This is a genomic window from Rhizobium sp. LjRoot258 (genome assembly GCF_964254185.1).
Lineage (GTDB): Bacteria > Pseudomonadota > Alphaproteobacteria > Rhizobiales > Rhizobiaceae > Rhizobium.
Genome location: NZ_CAXUST020000001.1, coordinates 2,074,350 through 2,090,719 on the forward strand (window position 1 = coordinate 2,074,350; position 16,370 = coordinate 2,090,719).

Annotated in this window: 17 protein-coding genes; 10 read left to right on the plus strand and 7 right to left on the minus strand. The window is 58.4% G+C overall.

The window, feature by feature from the left end:
• The first annotated feature begins 52 nt into the window (after positions 1–52).
• Positions 53–838 (plus strand): glucose 1-dehydrogenase, encoded by a 786-nt coding sequence (locus ACSQ9D_RS10320; RefSeq protein WP_436282153.1) that lies wholly within the window; start codon positions 53–55, stop codon positions 836–838.
• 13 nt (positions 839–851) lie between these two features.
• On the opposite strand, the gene ACSQ9D_RS10325 is transcribed toward ACSQ9D_RS10320, so the two are convergent.
• Positions 852–2,237, minus strand: a complete 1,386-nt coding sequence (locus tag ACSQ9D_RS10325) for an MmgE/PrpD family protein (protein WP_436282154.1) — start codon at positions 2,235–2,237, stop codon at positions 852–854.
• A 199-nt stretch (positions 2,238–2,436) separates the two neighbouring features.
• Here ACSQ9D_RS10325 and ACSQ9D_RS10330 point away from each other — a divergent pair, with 199 nt between their 5' ends.
• From ACSQ9D_RS10330 to ACSQ9D_RS10350, 5 genes are all read left to right on the plus strand, one after another.
• Entirely contained in the window at positions 2,437–3,180 is a 744-nt protein-coding gene (locus ACSQ9D_RS10330) for an SDR family oxidoreductase (protein ID WP_436282155.1), read from the plus strand.
• Positions 3,181–3,204: 24 nt separating this feature from the next.
• The gene (locus ACSQ9D_RS10335) at positions 3,205–4,029 is read left to right on the plus strand and encodes an SMP-30/gluconolactonase/LRE family protein (RefSeq protein WP_436282156.1); all 825 of its coding nucleotides are present in this window, start codon (positions 3,205–3,207) and stop codon (positions 4,027–4,029) included.
• A gap of 120 nt (positions 4,030–4,149) precedes the next feature.
• Complete coding sequence (locus tag ACSQ9D_RS10340) at positions 4,150–5,073, plus strand: NAD(P)-dependent oxidoreductase (protein WP_436282157.1); 924 nt, start codon at positions 4,150–4,152, stop codon at positions 5,071–5,073.
• A gap of 69 nt (positions 5,074–5,142) precedes the next feature.
• Positions 5,143–6,597, plus strand: a complete 1,455-nt coding sequence (locus ACSQ9D_RS10345) for an NAD-dependent succinate-semialdehyde dehydrogenase (RefSeq protein ID WP_436282158.1) — start codon at positions 5,143–5,145, stop codon at positions 6,595–6,597.
• Positions 6,598–6,653: 56 nt separating this feature from the next.
• Complete coding sequence (locus tag ACSQ9D_RS10350; protein ID WP_436282159.1) at positions 6,654–7,592, plus strand: LysR family transcriptional regulator; 939 nt, start codon at positions 6,654–6,656, stop codon at positions 7,590–7,592.
• Between the two features lie 62 nt (positions 7,593–7,654).
• On the opposite strand, the gene ACSQ9D_RS10355 is transcribed toward ACSQ9D_RS10350, so the two are convergent.
• Both ACSQ9D_RS10355 and ACSQ9D_RS10360 read right to left on the minus strand, forming a co-directional pair.
• The gene (locus ACSQ9D_RS10355; RefSeq protein WP_436282160.1) at positions 7,655–8,338 is read right to left on the minus strand and encodes a hypothetical protein; all 684 of its coding nucleotides are present in this window, start codon (positions 8,336–8,338) and stop codon (positions 7,655–7,657) included.
• A gap of 52 nt (positions 8,339–8,390) precedes the next feature.
• Positions 8,391–8,774 carry a winged helix-turn-helix transcriptional regulator gene (locus tag ACSQ9D_RS10360; RefSeq protein ID WP_436282161.1) on the minus strand — a complete coding sequence of 128 codons (384 nt, stop codon included), beginning with the start codon at positions 8,772–8,774 and terminating at the stop codon, positions 8,391–8,393.
• Between the two features lie 150 nt (positions 8,775–8,924).
• Here ACSQ9D_RS10360 and ACSQ9D_RS10365 point away from each other — a divergent pair, with 150 nt between their 5' ends.
• Both ACSQ9D_RS10365 and ACSQ9D_RS10370 read left to right on the plus strand, forming a co-directional pair.
• Positions 8,925–9,314, plus strand: coding sequence for a DoxX family protein (locus tag ACSQ9D_RS10365; protein WP_436282162.1), 390 nt, complete (start codon positions 8,925–8,927; stop codon positions 9,312–9,314).
• Between the two features lie 22 nt (positions 9,315–9,336).
• Positions 9,337–10,080 carry an SDR family NAD(P)-dependent oxidoreductase gene (locus ACSQ9D_RS10370; RefSeq protein WP_436282163.1) on the plus strand — a complete coding sequence of 248 codons (744 nt, stop codon included), beginning with the start codon at positions 9,337–9,339 and terminating at the stop codon, positions 10,078–10,080.
• Between the two features lie 35 nt (positions 10,081–10,115).
• Here ACSQ9D_RS10370 and ACSQ9D_RS10375 read toward each other — a convergent pair whose 3' ends face one another.
• The 3 genes from ACSQ9D_RS10375 to ACSQ9D_RS10385 form a co-directional block, all read right to left on the minus strand.
• Positions 10,116–10,568 carry a cyclophilin-like fold protein gene (locus ACSQ9D_RS10375; RefSeq protein WP_436282164.1) on the minus strand — a complete coding sequence of 151 codons (453 nt, stop codon included), beginning with the start codon at positions 10,566–10,568 and terminating at the stop codon, positions 10,116–10,118.
• 5 nt (positions 10,569–10,573) lie between these two features.
• The gene (locus tag ACSQ9D_RS10380) at positions 10,574–11,785 is read right to left on the minus strand and encodes an MFS transporter (protein WP_436282165.1); all 1,212 of its coding nucleotides are present in this window, start codon (positions 11,783–11,785) and stop codon (positions 10,574–10,576) included.
• 437 nt (positions 11,786–12,222) lie between these two features.
• On the minus strand, positions 12,223–13,290 hold the full coding sequence (locus ACSQ9D_RS10385) for an alpha/beta hydrolase (RefSeq protein WP_436282166.1): 1,068 nt from the start codon (positions 13,288–13,290) through the stop codon (positions 12,223–12,225).
• Positions 13,291–13,464: 174 nt separating this feature from the next.
• Here ACSQ9D_RS10385 and ACSQ9D_RS10390 point away from each other — a divergent pair, with 174 nt between their 5' ends.
• The gene (locus ACSQ9D_RS10390; protein WP_436282167.1) at positions 13,465–14,352 is read left to right on the plus strand and encodes a LysR family transcriptional regulator; all 888 of its coding nucleotides are present in this window, start codon (positions 13,465–13,467) and stop codon (positions 14,350–14,352) included.
• A 75-nt stretch (positions 14,353–14,427) separates the two neighbouring features.
• On the opposite strand, the gene ACSQ9D_RS10395 is transcribed toward ACSQ9D_RS10390, so the two are convergent.
• Positions 14,428–15,267 carry a hypothetical protein gene (locus ACSQ9D_RS10395; RefSeq protein ID WP_436282168.1) on the minus strand — a complete coding sequence of 280 codons (840 nt, stop codon included), beginning with the start codon at positions 15,265–15,267 and terminating at the stop codon, positions 14,428–14,430.
• A 235-nt stretch (positions 15,268–15,502) separates the two neighbouring features.
• Between ACSQ9D_RS10395 and ACSQ9D_RS10400 the strand changes: the two genes are divergently transcribed.
• Positions 15,503–16,291: an HpcH/HpaI aldolase family protein gene (locus ACSQ9D_RS10400; RefSeq protein ID WP_436282169.1), complete on the plus strand. Its 789-nt coding sequence runs from the start codon at positions 15,503–15,505 to the stop codon at positions 16,289–16,291.
• Positions 16,292–16,370 lie beyond the last annotated feature (79 nt).

Below are 16,370 nucleotides of genomic sequence, written 5' to 3' on the forward strand. Positions count from 1 at the left end.
CGGCCGCCTGTCACCTGACGGCGGCCGTTTTTCTTTACGTTTAAACACTGGAGTGAAATTCGTGACCGATATTCCGCGGGTAGACTACAATGGCAAAGTTGCCTTCGTGACCGGGGCTGGGAGCGGTGTTGGACGGGCAACTGCCCTCGCGTTTGCCAAGGCAGGCGCATCGGTTGCCGCCGTCGACATCAGCGAAAAGGGCCTCAACGAGACCGTAGCGATAATTAAGGATGCAGGCGGCAAAGTCCTTCCCCTTATCTGCGATGTTACCAAGGGCAATCAGGTGAAAGCAGCGCTCGATAAGACCGTCGAAGCGTTCGGCCGGGTGGATGCCGCCCACAACAACGCCGGTATCGAACAGCCGGCACAGCCGATTGGAGATATTTCGGAAGAGCTTTGGGACCGCATCATTTCGGTCAACCTCAAGAGCGTATTCCTCTGCATGAAGTACCAGATCGAGATCATGCTCAAGCAGGGTGGCGGTGCGATCGTGAACACGGCTTCCGGCGCTGGTGTCTTGGCGATCCGCAATCAGTCAAGCTACTGCGCATCGAAATTCGGCGTCGTCGCAGCGAGCAAGGTTGCCGCGCTCGAGTATGCCGACAAGGGTATCCGGGTTAATGCCATTTGCCCCGGCATCATCGATACTCCGATGATATCGCGCTACACCAATGACACTGACGAAGGCCGCGCATTCATGATTGCCCAGGAGCCGATCGGCCGCATGGGTCGTCCCGAGGAGATTGCTGGCACTGTGTTGTGGCTTTGCTCGGACGCGGCCGGCTTCGTTACCGGCCATGCCATGATCGTGGATGGCGGTCAGACCGCGGGGATCTGACAGACTTTACTGGTCAGGCGAGGCACCTGACCAGTTCCGTTACGTCTTCGAGGGTTTCCAGATTTTCAGCGAGGGCTGCGGCTCTCGCCGAAACTGTTTCAGAGACTGGGTTAGCAGCGACGGAAGCACACTCGAAGAATTTCACGCAGACATCCTCCCAGTTCATCGGGTTATCGGCGTTACCCGGAACACGATGGCCCTCCTCTATCCACCGTCCGCCGTCGCGCGTGGTGATTTCCACACGGCCAGGGGGCAACTCGAGCTTCCAGTCGAGCGCGGCGTCCCGGGCTAAAGTCATCTTCTTGCCAACAGCGAGCACCTGCTTGTCTTTGAGGGCGGCTTCGGTGAAGTCGGTAACGCTCATTCCCCTGCGAACCACGGCGACCGACACGAGGTACGGAAGACTGAATTTGGCGTCCGCAAGCGTCGCAGGTGCCCGTCGCTCCTCCAGGGGCTGGCACATAAGGTCATGGTAGTCGCCCACGTGAAGCCGTATCTCGGCGATTTCGTCTGGCTGGATGTTATTGCGGGTGACGATATCGATCGCAGCTTTCATGTGGCTGTGGGCGGTACCGACACATGGCCAACGTTTATAGAGCGTCCCGCTTCCGAGGAACTCACTGCCAAGCCCCGCCACGATCTTGTCGCGATCATAGCGTCCACCGAAGTAAGTGTTCATGAAGCCGTACTGGCCCTCGAATGCCTTGTCGATGCCAGTCACGCCCTTCTCGGCCATCATGGTTGCGAGCACAGCTCCCTTCGCCGAGAATCCCGCGTACATCCCTCGCAAGTCGCTTCCTCTGCCCGCGATCATTTCCATGATACCTGACGACTGCATCGTCGCGATCCCCATAGCAGCGGAGGTGCGCGCCGGCGAAAGACCCAAGACCCGACTTGCGGATGCAGTAGCGGCGAAGACCGCAAGCACCGTCGACAGGTTCCAGTCCTTCTGCCAACCTACGTTGCACCTGAGACGCGCGAAGATGTCCTGGCCGGCAGCGACCGCCGCAATCAGGTCCTTTCCACTCACCCCGCCCCGGCGCTCGGCGAGCGCAAATACGGCCGGCACAATCGAACTGGCCGTATGTTGTCCCCATGGCGTTTGGTCATCGTAATCGAGGCAATGAGCGAGCGCGCCGTTCGCCATCGCGGCCATCAGGGCCGGAGCCCGGCCTCCGAACCCCAGAACGGTGCAATCGGGACGACCGCCTGTTTCGGCGACGATCTCCGCGACGGCCCGGACGGCCGGCTCCATACCACTAGCCGCGAGAATGACGCCGAGGGTGTCGAGAATGCTCTTCTTCGCAGCCCAACGCGCGTCGTCACTCAGGCGGTCGTACGTCACCTCGGCAGCATGGGTGCCGAAAAGATGGACGAGATCGCGCTTATCATCAGTCATTGTCGAAAACCTTGTTCTTCACCGAATGCAATGATGTCGCACGAACCAGCGCCGATCTCATCCCCAACCTGCACACGATCGGGCGCACTAAGAGACGGGATATAACTTTTACTTATATCAAAACCGAGCCTCGCGAGATTGGTGGTTCTCAAGTGAACTCCGAAATGGAAAGTTCAAGGGACACACATGGAGGAGAATCATGCCCACATTGGCTGGCAAAACCGTACTCATCACTGGCGCTTTGGGCACGATCGGCAAATCACTGGTCTCACGCTTTGCCCAAGAGGGCGCGAAGGTAATCGCATCGGACCGTCCGGATGCGCCGAACGTCGACGAGGTCCTCAAGGAACTGGCGAAAGACGTCCGCTATTTCGGCGCGGACCTAAACCAACTTGCTGATCTCGAGAAGGCTGTGACCCGCCTTGCTGACGAAGTCGGCGGTATCGACATCCTCGTGAACAACGCGGCGTTCGTGGTCAACAAGCCACACGAGGAATTCTCCATCGAGGAGTACGAGGAAGAAGTCCGCGTGAACTCGTCTGCGGCATTCGTGCTCTCGAGAGCCTGCAGCACCCTGATGAAGCAGAAGAAGTACGGGAAGATCATCAATCTGACCTCCCTCACCCTCAATGGCAACTGGGAAGGCTTTGTCCCCTACGTAGCTTCGAAGGGCGCGATGTACGGCTTGGTCAAGTCGATGGCCCGCGAACTCGGCAAGTACAACATCACCGTGAATGGCATTTCTCCTGGCGCGGTCCTGTCGGATGCCGAATGGCGGCACTTTGGCGAAAAGCGGGAAGCCTACCATCAATGGATTCTTGAGCGTCAAAGCATCAAGCGCAGGATCGAGCCGGTCGATATCGCCAACCTTGCCGTTTTCCTATCTAGTCCGCAAGCGGACCTTATAAGCGGACAGGACATCCACTGCGACGGTGGGTGGTAACGACCGGCAATGGGAGGAATGCTGATGAACGAGATCAAGCCAAAACGGTTTGCGGACGGTTTTCTGTTCCTCGAAGCACCAAAATGGCGGGATGGTCAGCTCTGGGTCTCGGATGTCTTCGATCACAAGGTCTATTCGCTGACGGCGAGCGGTGGGCGGTCGAAGTGTCTCGAAATTCCGAACAGACCGTCGGGATTGGGATTCCTTTCCGACGGGTCGCTCGTGATCGTGTCGGCCAAGGATCGGAAGCTCCTTCGATACGACGGCAATTCAGTCTCCGAATACGCCGATCTTTCCTCCCATACCCAGTGGTGGCTCAACGACTTCGCGGTCGATTCACTGGACACGATATATGTCGGCGATTTTGGGTACGACTTCGTTGCGGGACAGCCTCCTCAGGCCACAAATCTTCACCGCGTCGATCCTGACGGCTCGGTGGCCGTTGCAGCCCGCGATGTAGATTTCCCGAACGGCTCCGTAGTCATCAACGGGGGCCGCACCTTGGTCGTTGCCGAGACGTGGAAGGAACGGATCAGCGCGTTCGATATCGATTCCGCCGGCAATCTCAGCAACAAACGCCTCTTTGCTGACCTTTCAGGCAGGCAGCCTGACGGAATCTGCGCGGACGAGACCGGTGCGATCTGGGCCGGGATTTATAACACGGGCGAGTTCGTCCGCGTGCTGGATGGTGGGCAGATCACGGACAGCATCAAATTCCAAGGGTCCGGAATCTCGTGCACTCTGGGCGGGGAGAACGGCCGTCGTTTGTTTATGACGGCATTCATTGGAACGGAAGCCGACATGGCGGCTGGCCTACCCAAGAGCGCGGTCTTCTACGTGGACCTATAAGGCCGCCGCCTTGGATCCTAAGGATATAATATAAAGCTATAACGTCCATGGCCGCACCATTGTCGCCCGACGCCTCCGTGATAGCGTGATGCCAACTCAATCTCACAACAGTCTGGAACGATGAAACCGATCCTTTCCTTCCCGCCACTCGCCGGCATGACCTATCCGAAACTCGAGGAAGCTGACTGGGTTCGGATTGTGCCCGCACCTGAACAGGTCGCCTCCCTCCCCGAGAGCGAGCGAGAGACCGTACGCGTTCTTATGACCAGCGCGACACGCGGCTGCAGTGCCGAGCTTGCCGCGGCTCTTCCCAATTTGGGCTTCGTGGTTTCCCAGGGGGCTGGAAGCGACAAGATCGATATACCTGTTCTCGAGAAGCGCGGAGTTCGCGTCCGCTGTGTCGGCGAAGCGCTGACTGATGATGTCGCCGACCTTGCGATGACGCTGACGATCATGCTTTGCCGCGACCTGGTCCGCGCAGACGCGTTCGCGCGCAACGGCGACTGGCAGAACGGCCGCTTCGAGGTAGGCGACAGCCCGGTAGGAATGACTATCGGCATTGGAGGTCTCAGCGGCCGGATTGGCCAGGCGATCGCCGCCCGCGCGTCCGCCTCGAAGATGAAGATCGCAGGACTCAAGCGTAGTTCGAATGAGGGCCTCGGCGCGACGCTCTACGAGGGATGGGAAGCACTCGCCGCGGCAAGTGACATCCTTGTGCTGGCTGTCCCCGGAACGCCGGACCTCAAGAACATCATTGGTTCGAAGGAACTTGCTGCGCTTGGACCAAAGGGCCGTCTCATCAACGTAGGACGTGGCAATCTCGTCGACACTGAAGCTCTCATTACAGCGCTGGAAAACAAGACGATCGCGGGCGCAGCATTGGACGTCCTCGATAGTGAACCGGTGATACCGCCCCGTCTGGCGGCTCTACCCAACGTAATTCTGACCCCGCATATCGGCGGTCAGACCTGGGGTCAACGCTCCAGAGGAGCACGGATCGCGGAGGACGAGGTTCTCGCATTCCTGGCGACCGCAACGCATTGACGGGCGGCACGCGCCGGCGAGAACATTACAGCGGGATCGACTTCGATCGATCTCCAAAGGACAGATGACATGACCGACAAGCAGCAATACACCTATCCCAAGATCGGCCTCCTGATTGACGGAGAATGGATCTACGATCGCGAGCCCCTCTGTGAGGTGGAGAACCCGAGCGACGAGACGATCCTCGGCCAGGTGCCCGAAGCCACCGCCCAAGACCTTCAGAACGCGCTGGCCTCGTCTGCCCGCGGTTTCGAGGTGTGGCGTAAGACCCCTCCGACTCAACGGGCGGCCGTGATGCGGCGCGCCGCGGCTCTTGTTCGTCAGCGCGCAAAAGAGATCGCGCCTATCTTCACGGCCGAGTCAGGACGTACCTACGCTGAGGTGCTGGCCGAAATCGAGCGCTCCGCGACCTTCCTGGATTGGGACTCGGAGGAAATCCGTCGCCTGTATGGCCGTATCGTGCCGACCGATCCTCCGATCCAACAGTTCGTAGTCCGCGAACCCGTTGGCCCCGTGGCCGCCTTCACGCCGTGGAACGTTCCGATGAGCGCTCCCTCCCGCAAGATCAGCGCCTCGCTCGCGGCAGGCTGCTCGGTCATCCTCAAGCCGGCCGAAGAGACCCCCGCGACCGCATGCCTGTTCGCGCAGTGCTTCCTCGACGCCGGCCTTCCCAAGGGCGTTCTGAACGTTGTCTTCGGCAACCCGGACGAGGTGTCTCGCACGCTGGTCCTGTCGCCGATCACTCGTCTCGTGACGCTTACCGGCTCGATCAACGTAGGCAAGCACCTCACCAGGCTTGCAGTAGAAACCATGAAGCCGGTCCTCATGGAGCTTGGCGGCCATGCGCCTGTGCTGATTGACGAGAACACCAATGCGGACGAGATCGCTCAGTTGGCGGTAAACTGGAAGTTCCGAATGGCGGGGCAGTTCTGTTCGGCTCCTTCCCGCTTCCTCATTCATCGCTCGCGGTATGATGATTTCGTCGGCAGCCTCACTGAAAAGGCCAGCAAGCTCAAAGTCGGTGATGGCTTCTCCGAAGGCGTGCAGATGGGTCCCCTCGCCAACCGTCGGCGCTTGGCCGCGATGGCCGACCTTGTCGACGACGCGGTTTCTCATGGAGCGAAGGTCACGACCGGCGGCAAGCGTGTCGGCAACCGGGGCTGGTTCTACGCACCGACTGTGCTCGCGGACGTCCCCCTCGACGCCCGGGTGATGAGCGAGGAACCGTTCGGACCGATCGCTCCGTGCATGGCAGTGGATTCCATGGACGAAGCGCTCCAGATCAGCAACAGCCTCAACATGGGCCTTGCTGCGTTCGTGTTCACCAATGACATGGAGCGCGCCAACCATCTGTCGAGCGAGCTTCAAGTCGGGTCGGTGGCGCTCAACGTGTTCACCAGCCCTGGAGGCGATGCACCGTTTGGCGGTTACCGAGAAAGCGGCATCGGCCGCGAAGGCGGGACTGAAATGTACAACAGCTACACAGTTGCCAAGACAATCGCAGAACGCCGCGTACGAGTTTGATTTTTAAGCTCAAAGCTTTAGACTCATCTTGGAACGAATGGAGGTGAGTTCTGGCGATGGTGCTCGAAATTGATCCCAAGAAGCTGCTCTACTTCGCCGCGGTGATTGAGCAGGGTAGCTTGAACCGCGCAGCACGTCAGCTGAGCGTGTCGCAGCCTGCCCTGTCGACCTCAATGGATCGATTGGAAGCTGAGCTTGGGATGCAGCTTCTCGAGCGCGGCCCGAAAGGCATTGTCGCGACAAGGAAGGGCGACATCCTTTACTGTCATGCGCGTCTCATCAGGGAAGAGATTCAGCTCGCTGAACGTGACCTGTTGAACGCGGACGATTGTCGCAGCGAGTCGATCCGCATCGGCAGTCTACCAAGCCTAGCAAGCAAAATCGTGCCGATGGCACTCAGCAAATGGCGAGAGACCCACGAAGGTGGCCACCTAGAGGTTGTCGAAAACGCTCAGGTCGATCTTCTAACAGGCCTGCTGCGGCGGGACTTCGATTTCGTAATCGGCTTCACCAAGGTCTTCGACATGCTGGACGGTCTCCGTCAGCGGGTGCTTTTCCGCGACACTCTGCGGGTGATCGCGGGCATCAATCATCCTTTGCGGAAGCTGGAAAAGCTTACATGGACCGACCTGGTGAAGTACCCTTGGATCAGTCCTACCTCTCGACGAACGCACACAGTGCTAGATCACATCATGCAGACCATGGATGCGCCCCTACCCCAGATAACTGTCTGCGGATCGGTATCCCTGCTCAAGTCGTTGGTCGCCGAGACCGAGCACCTCGCCCTGTTGCCCGCCCATGCTGTTCGAGAGGAAGTTGCCGAGCAGAGGCTTTTCGAGTTGCCCTTCTGGGACCCTACCCTCAATCGGGATATCGCAGTCTTCTTCCGCGAAGGCTATGTGATGGATCAACCACGTAAGGATTTGGTCGCTTGCGTCACGGAAGTCGGGATGGAGCTTTGCAGGGACAAGGAAATGGACGACGTATCGGCCTAGATTTCAGCCCGCAGTATTCGTCCTCCTTCTCAAACGGCGGCATGTGGAGCGGAACGTTGAGGTTACTTCACCCTAATTGTCCGAGGTGCTCCGGATCGTTCCATGAGATAAATCTCTGCAAATGGTAGCATTTCCGCGGATTGCAGGAGCATCTCGCGCCATTCGGCGTCGCTGCGCCCTGGACGACGCCTGAGCGGGGCAACGACTAGCAGTGCGAACCCGGCGTACTTTTCGTCGTCCTTGTCGGCGAGGGCCCTCTTAACGCCATCAATCAAAACGCTGTCGACATGGCTAGCTGAATGCCACATCCTGCCTTTCTGACGAGCCGTTGTGAATTCACGTTGCGGAGCCGCATCTGGCAAACCAATCAACGCGGCCACAGGCACTCCCGACGCCAGTTCTTTTCCGACTTCAACGTCACTGCGAACCAACGCTCCGGTCACCTCAACGCCCAGCTTGCTTCCGTCTTCAAAACGAAGCCACGCGTCCGGAAAGCTACTATCCAGCGGAAACCTCACAGACACCACGCCAGAATATTGGGCGGATATCAGGTCCCGAACCGGTAGGATCTCCTCTTTGAGTCGCTTCCACGGCCTGGCCCCGCGACGAAATCGATCGAGGTTCTCGCCTGAAATTGTTCCTTCAACCAGGAGAGAAGTCATTTCGCGAAGTCGCTGAGGTGACACTCCGTCGGGATGCGAAACTTCCTCGTATAAATCGGCTAGTTCGCCTGTTCCAAATTCCATTTAATGACGCTCCACTTCACCTCAATAAAGAAATGGTAGTCGCTGCGGTCACTCACTTTTGTCCAGACCCCTTCCGCCCTCGTGTCGTCGTCCTTGTGGGGATACTGCTTCCAAACTCCGCCCACCATGCGGCCAACGCGTTCATGGTTGGCTCCAGGCCCCTTGCCTTCTCGGTCATCTCGTATTCGACGCGAGGAGGAACCTCCGCATAGACCGTGCGCGACACCAAACCATCAGCTTCCAGGTCACGCAACTGCGCGGTCAGCATATGCTGCGTTATCCCCGGGATCGCTTTGCGTAGCTCGTTGAACCGATAGACCCGCTGATTGAGAAGCCACATGATTTCGAGCTTCCATTTTCCCGACAGCATCGCAAACGCCCGCCGCATTTCTTCGTGCATGTCGACGTCTTGAGCCCCAACAGTCTGCTTTTCCATACTAACCACTTCGAATTCATCCTACTTGCGCTGTTCGATCTAATACCACACTTTCGATGCGAACACCGGAGCGATTAGAGAAAACGCTGCGGGCAGCGCAAATCTGAAATGGAGCAAGCTGTCGGGCCAACCGACCGCAATGGAGAACTCATGGCTGGATTCTACATTTATTGGACCGCAACGACCCTACTCGTTGCGCTCTACCTATCCTCTGCTGTCATCTATTTGGTCAAAACCGAATGGGTGCGCCGGACAATCGTCGGGTTCGGATATCCGGCCTATCTGGTCCCCGTTCTGGTCGCAGTGAAGGTTGCGGCAGTGGTGGCAATCCTCCTTCGCTTCAACGTAGCGATCAGTGATCTGGCCTACGCGGGAATGTTCTTTCACCTCCTCCTATCGGGCCTCGCCCATGCGGGCGTCCGCAAGCTTGGTGGCGCGGTCCCCGCGGTGATCGGATTGGCGCTGCTTGCCGCCTCGTTCTCCACTCAAAACATCGGCCGGCAAGTCTCGTCGCCGTACGCATTCCATCAGTCGCTCTAGACCGCAGAAGCAGGACAACCAAATGAAGAAGCTATCCGACAAAGTTGCCATCATCGCTGGTGCTGGCAGGGGAATTGGGCGAGCTACGGCAGAGCTATTCGCCGCCGAGGGCGCGAAAGTCGCCGTCTTGTCTGTTACCCCAGTGAACATCACTACGGTCGTCGAACATATTCAATCCCAGGGCGGCACCGCGCTTGGTATTGCATGCGATCTCAGCGACGGAGATCAGATCACCAATGCCGTTGCTCGGGTCGTGGAAGCCTTCGGCGGCATCGACATCCTGGTGAATGTCGCATTTGACCCCTCAGTGGTTCACTCGTCGATCGTCGATCTCTCTGTTGATCAGCTGCAACGCAACTTCGACATTGGGCCGATTGCATATCTGCGAACGATGCAGGCTTGCTATCCGCACCTCAAAGCGAGTGGCGAAGGTCGCGTGATCAACTTCGCGTCCCTCGCCGGAATCCTCGGTTTACCGCCTTACGCACCGTACAATCTCGCGAAGGAGGCGGTGCGCGCACTAACCCGCTCGGCAGCCCGAGAGTGGGGTCCAGACAACATCACCGTCAATAATCTGCTCCCCGTTGCAGACACCTGGGGAGCCGGGCCGAACACTCCGCCGCCCACGAACGCCCTTTGCCGGCACGGCTCTCCCGAACTCGATATCGCGCCGGTCGCCCTTTTCCTCGCAAGCAGTGATTCACGGTTTATCACAGGTTCGAGTCTCACCCCGGACGGCGGTCAGATCATCGACGGCGCTAGGTGAGGGCTTCAGATGCATTTGTGGTGAGTTCCCGGTTCCTACTCACGCTCGATGCGGACCGGGAACTCACCGCGAACCTTCAATGGATCATAGCCCTCGTCAAAGCGTCCGAGACGAATAAGGCCATCCCACTTGTAGTCCCCGTAGAATAGCGCAAGGTTCCCCCACGGCTTGAAATAGCAGAGGTCTCCGGGCTGTTCGTTGTCGAATGGTCCGCTCCCCTCCTCAGTCAACTTGCGCGGCAACCGCACGATTTTCTCATTGTGACTGTAGTCCTCGATCATAAGGTCCAAGGGCAACATCGAGGCGAAGTCCCGGGCGGATGGACTGTCGTAGAGCGTCGCGGTCATTCCAGTGTCCGCAAACGTAAATTTGACGCGTACCGGGGCAGAACCCTGGTCGTCAGCGCTAGCGGCCTGAAGGCCGAACCCGACACTCGGTACAATCATCGCGGCACCCATCCCAAGAAGGCTTCTTCGGCTTGTGATCATTGACTTTATCGCCTTGGCCTCTCCGATGAACTCCATGCGAGGACGGCAAAAAGTGACGACCCAGCAAGCGCGACCGCCGCGAATAGGAACGTGGTTTGCCAACCCGCGTGGTCGAAAAGTAGCCCGCCGATCGACGCACCGCCGGTAATTGCCAACTGGATGACCGCCACCTGGAGACCCCCGCCAGCTTCCGCATCACTAGGCATTGTCCTGCTCAGCCAAGTTCCCCATCCAACGGGAACTGCGGTTCCAAGAAACCCCCACCCCGCAAGAAGCAATGCTGTGATGGTGACAGAAGACCCGTACGCCACAAGTCCGACAGCTACCACGGCCATCGCAAGGGGCACGACTCCGAGGATACTGAACAGGCGGGTCCGCAGCAGCCCGCTGATGACGTAAGTACCCAGAACGCCCGCGAGGCCCATCACAAGAAGGAGAAGCGACAGTGTCGACACGGACACCAGCGTCACCGTCTCGAGGAAAGGGCGGAGATAAGTGAACAGATCGAACTGTCCCGCGAACAGTAGCGTGATGGAGGCCATCCCAAGCGAAACCCGCTTCCGCAGTAGCAACCTGAAAACGTGCGGCGGTCGATCTGTTTTCTGAGGCGGCAACGACGGCAGACTTACACACTGCCAAACCAGCGATATCAGCGCGAGCGGAACGACGGCGAAGAACGCTCCCCGCCACCCAATGTAGCTACCGAGCAAACTTCCCAAAGGCGCAGAAACCGTCGCGGCGATCGCATTGCCTGCGTTTAGCGCGGCCAGGGCTTTTGGAACAGAGTGGGCAGGCACCAGTCGCATGATGATGGCCGTCGACAACGACCAGAACCCGCCGATGGCGACCCCGAGAAGCGCCCGACCGATCATCAGCACAGGGTAGTATGGCGCGCAGGTTACGATTATCCCGGAGATGACGAGAAGCAGCGAGAATGATGCGAGCACGAGTCGGCGGTCAACTCCCCCTGTCAGCCTCGATACGAAGAGACTGGTGAGGACGGCAAAAATCCCGGAAACCGAAATGGCTTGTCCCGCTCGACCTTCCGTGACGCCAAGATCGCTGGCGATCGGTGAGAGAAGGCTCACGGGCATAAACTCGGAAGAGATGAGCACAGCTACGCAGAGAGACATAGCGAAAACCGCGGCCCAAGCGCCAGACCGGGTGGTGTCGGAGGCAGGAAGATTGTCGGATTGGACGAGAGCTTGTTGAGTCATGCCCCAAAAGTAAGACGGGTCGACTTCGATGATTACCCGGCGCAATTCGCTTGTAGTTATCGATTGGGCTCATCAATCCGACACGACGCCGCGTGGCACTCGATCAATAATCGCCTGCAGGAAGCAATTCGGGGCGGCCGAGATAGAACCGTCCATCTCATAACCGCCCCTCACCTCAAGGCATTCCAGGTTCGACAAATGCTTTGCTTACCTACGACGCCTTGGATCTCCGCTTTGATCCAGTTCCGTGGGGTCCCATGAAACGGTGGCAATCAGGCACAAGGACGCCCATTCCAACGCGGCGACAAGGCCTCCCCCAACTGCCCGGCACCACGCGGCGGCGCGAACATCGGCAAAACGCCAACGGTCGAAGTATTTCATCACGAGTATCCCATTTTCGCTGCACTCAGGGCCATCCAAGTGCAGCGTGCCTGCGCTTATGCGAGGTTCTGTTCGAAGAAGGACTGGAGCTTGGTCCATGGAATCAGGTTCGTGCGATCGTACAGGTCGACGTGCCCTGCCCCTTCGACGACGTGCAACTCCTTGGGTTCGGAAGCGGCGGCATAAGCCTGTTCGCTGAAGAATCGCGAGTGGGCGTGGTCGCCGGTGATAAAGAGAACCGGCCGCGGGGAAATCCAGCTGAGCCGAAGGAAGGACCAGAACAAGGTCATCGGGGCGTTGCTTGTTCGCGCCATCGTGGTCGTCGATCTCGGATGCTGGCCACGCGGCGTACGATAATAATCGTAAAACTCGCGCTCGATCGGGTTGGAGTTCTCGGTCAGCACCTCGGGTGTGCCGACAGCCATCAATCGAGGTGCGCCATCGACCTCGGCCCAACGCTGGTCAGAAATCTCCTTGAGCTGCTTCTTTACGGCATCGTTTTCGAGTTCGGCAGCGAGACCCTGCCGTTGACCCTGCCCGATATCGTACATGCTGACCGTTGCGACCGCCTTGATCCGAGGGTCGATTTCCGCCGCTGCCAATCCAAACCCACCGCTCCCGCATACGCCGAGCAGTCCGATGCGCTCTCGGTCCACGAAGGCGTTCGAGCCGAGATAGTCGACGGCGGCGTTGAAATCCTCGACGAAAGCTTCCGCGGAAGCCGTGAAGTGAGGTTGGCCCCCGCTCTCCCCGTTATATGAAGCATCGTGGGCAACGGTCACGAATCCGCGCTCAGCCAACGTCTGCGCATAGAGACCTGACGTTTGCTCCTTGACGCCACCGTAGGGGTGACCGACCACGATCGCGGGATGACGCTTGGAACTGTCCAGGTTCTTGGGGACGTAAAGGTCCGCTACAAGCATGATCCCAAGCTTATTGTAGAAAGTCACCTTCCGGTGATCGACTTTATCGCTCTTGGGGAACGTCTTATCCCAGGTTTCCGAAGTGGCTGCTTCGGCAACAGCACTGCGCATTGCGAGTACTCCAGCCGTAGCGGCGGTCAGTCCGCCGATTTTGAGCAAACTGCGCCTGTCGAGAGTCATGCGTCCGGCATCGTTTTCCATGCTTCATCCCTTGTCCTATTGCGTCAGCACAAAAGGTAATTGATGAAGCAGCTATCGATTAGGTGGACAAATCCGCTAAGAGCTATCGCGTAACGCATTAATGGTGGCAGCATTGGATATTGCAAAGCCACGTCGTTGCGGATCATTTTGCGGGCAAGACGCGGAGATCAGGTAGTGCAAGAAGACTACAACGAACTGTTTTGGTTCACCGTCGTTGCCAGGGAACGCAGCTTCACCCGCGCAGCCGCGCTGTTGGGTGTGTCGCAGTCGACGATTAGCAATGCGGTCAAACGCCTTGAAGAACGGCTGGGGCTCCGCTTGCTGATCAGAACGACCCGAAGTGTCTCAACCACGGAGGTTGGCGAGAAGTTCTTGAGTGCCATTCGGCCTCGGCTCGACGACATCAACGATGATATCGCCGATCTTATGCGCTATCGCGACCGTCCATTCGGCACCGTCCGGATCAATCTCTCCGATTACGCTCTGGAGAGCGTGGTGTGGCCAAAGTTGCGCGGTGTTCTTCGGGAGTATCCGGACGTCAACGTTGAACTCCATTGTGACAACGGCATCAGCGACATCATCGAAGAGCGCTTCGACGCAGGCATTAGGTTGGGCGAGCGCCTAGACAAGGACATGATCGCCGTAAAAATCGGTGAGAATTGGCGTCTAGTGGTGGTCGGATCACCCCAGTACTTCGAACAGAACCCAATTCCATCCACCCCTCAGGATCTCGCGACGCATAACTGCATCAACACGCGGCAGCACTCGGCAGGTGGGCTTTACGCGTGGGAATTCGAGAAGGATGGCAGGGATGTCCGTGTGCGGGTCAATGGCCAACTGACGATAAACCACCCGGCGAGTATGATCGACGCAGTCATGCTGGGCTATGGCCTAGCATACCTTCCGGAAAGCTTCGTTTCTGATCGCATCAAAAACGGCGACCTAATTCAGGTGCTCGATGACTGGTGCCCGCTGTTCGAGGGATACTGCCTGTATTATCCCAACCGCAGACAGAATAATCCGGCCCTTTCGCTCATCGTCGACGCCCTACGGATCAAGTAGTCGTTCATCAAAAACGGCAATGCCGACGTGAGATGATCACGCCGGCATCGGCTTTGTCCAGGACGATCGGACGTTTTAGAACTTAGGTAGCGTGACCGTGAAGAACAGGGATTCTTCGTTGGCCTTGATGTCGATCGGGCCATCCGACGGCAGAAGCTCGATAGCGGTCTTGTCGCCGTAGGTCTTGGCGTCAACCGTGATGTTGCCCTTGCTCATGAAGAGCACGTCGATCTGGTCGCGCGAGCCAGTGTTGAACGTCGCACCAGCATCGACCTTGATGAACCCGATCTTCGTGTTGCGCTCGGTGAAGGTGCCGAGAAGCTTGGTCGATACACCCGGAGTGCCGGTTGCGATCCAATCGTACGATTCCGGGTCCATCATGACGACATCGTCGTAGCGCGCCGGCGCGAGAACGAGCTTCTTTCCGGTCGCCTCTTCATAGCACGCCGTCGCACCGTCTTTGTTGTGCTTCTGGCCGTTTTCATCGACCCAGGTGAAGATGCCTTCCTTGAACTCGCCCTTCGCCTTGAGAGCTTCGTTGGCAGCTTCGCGGCGTGGTGTGCTGAGGAACCCGGAGCCGCTCGCGCCACCGAACTGGATGACCATCATTTCGAGGCCTTCCGGACGGTCCTGCGGACCGTAATGGACGCTTTCCGGGAAGTAGGCGACCGAGCCTTCGCCCATGATCTTGTGCGGGGACGCCGGATACTTGCCCTTGAGGACGTAACGGATCTGGTCGAAGTTGTGGCGGTGACGCGGGGTACCCCAGCCACCCGAGCCGGTCAGGCCGACGTTGAGCAGGTAGTTGTTGGGAGAGTCGTCATCCCCCTGAAGCAAGAACTTCTGATCGAGCTTCCCGGTTCGCATTGAACCAACTGCGCCACCCTCGGCACTAGCTACGTCTGAAATACGCATCTTTCACTCCTCTTATCTTCGGTGGGAACAATTCTGTTGCCTCCAGATAATAGGAAAGTAGGGCACTCCGAAATCCTCCCCAAAACCGAGTTATAACATCTTGTTATTGCTCCGCGCCCTCACCCCGCCAGCGCTCTTGATCGCGACCATGGTTGCCTGCACAAACTTTAGCACAGCCAGACGGCACGAATGAATGAAGTCGGAACGCGAACAAATCGCGAGTTTGGAATCCCATATGCATACGCTCGAAACGCCTACTAAGAACCTGATGAAGACGCGCATGAACTCCGGCCAAGTTGCCGTTGGAATGATCGTCCGCATCGTCCGCGGCGTCGAGATCGCGGCGATCGCCCGGAGCGCGGGCTTCGACTGCCTTTACATCGACCTCGAACACAACAGTTTCTCGCTGGAGACCGTCAGTCAGATTAGCATCACGGCTGCGGCGCTCGGCGTGACGCCGCTTGTTCGCGTAGCTGGCCACAACAAGGCAGACATCAGCCGGACCCTCGAAACCGGTGCACAGGGCGTGATCGTCCCTCATGTGGAAACGCGCGCTCAGGCGGAAGACATCGTCGAGGCAGCCTTGTTCGCACCGAAAGGTGACCGATCGCTTCTGGCAACGAACGCTCACACGCTCTTCCGCGGGGGTCCTGCCTCAGAAACCATGGCGAAGATGAACGAAGCGACATTGGTTGTCGGCATGATCGAGTCCGTGAGCGCGGTGGAGAACGCCGCCGATATCGCATCGGTCGACGGAATGGACATGCTCCTTGTCGGCACCAACGACCTCTGCAACTCCCTTGGCATTCCAGGCCAGCTCGATAGCCCCAAGGTCATCGAGGCCTACAAGCACGTCCTCGATGTCTGCAACGCTAAGGGCAAGCATCTCGGCGTCGGCGGGCTCAATACCCGCCCGGAGATTGCCAAGGAAATTCTCCGGATGGGTGCCCGCTACGTCTCGACGGGAAGCGACACCGGGTTCCTGACAAATACAGCGATAGCGACAGCCGCGTCGTTCCGCTGAGCCAGACAAGACATAGCCGCCGGCAGGCGGCCTGAGGAAACACATCTCGATCCATTGGACCGCAAAGCGAGAGTCCAAG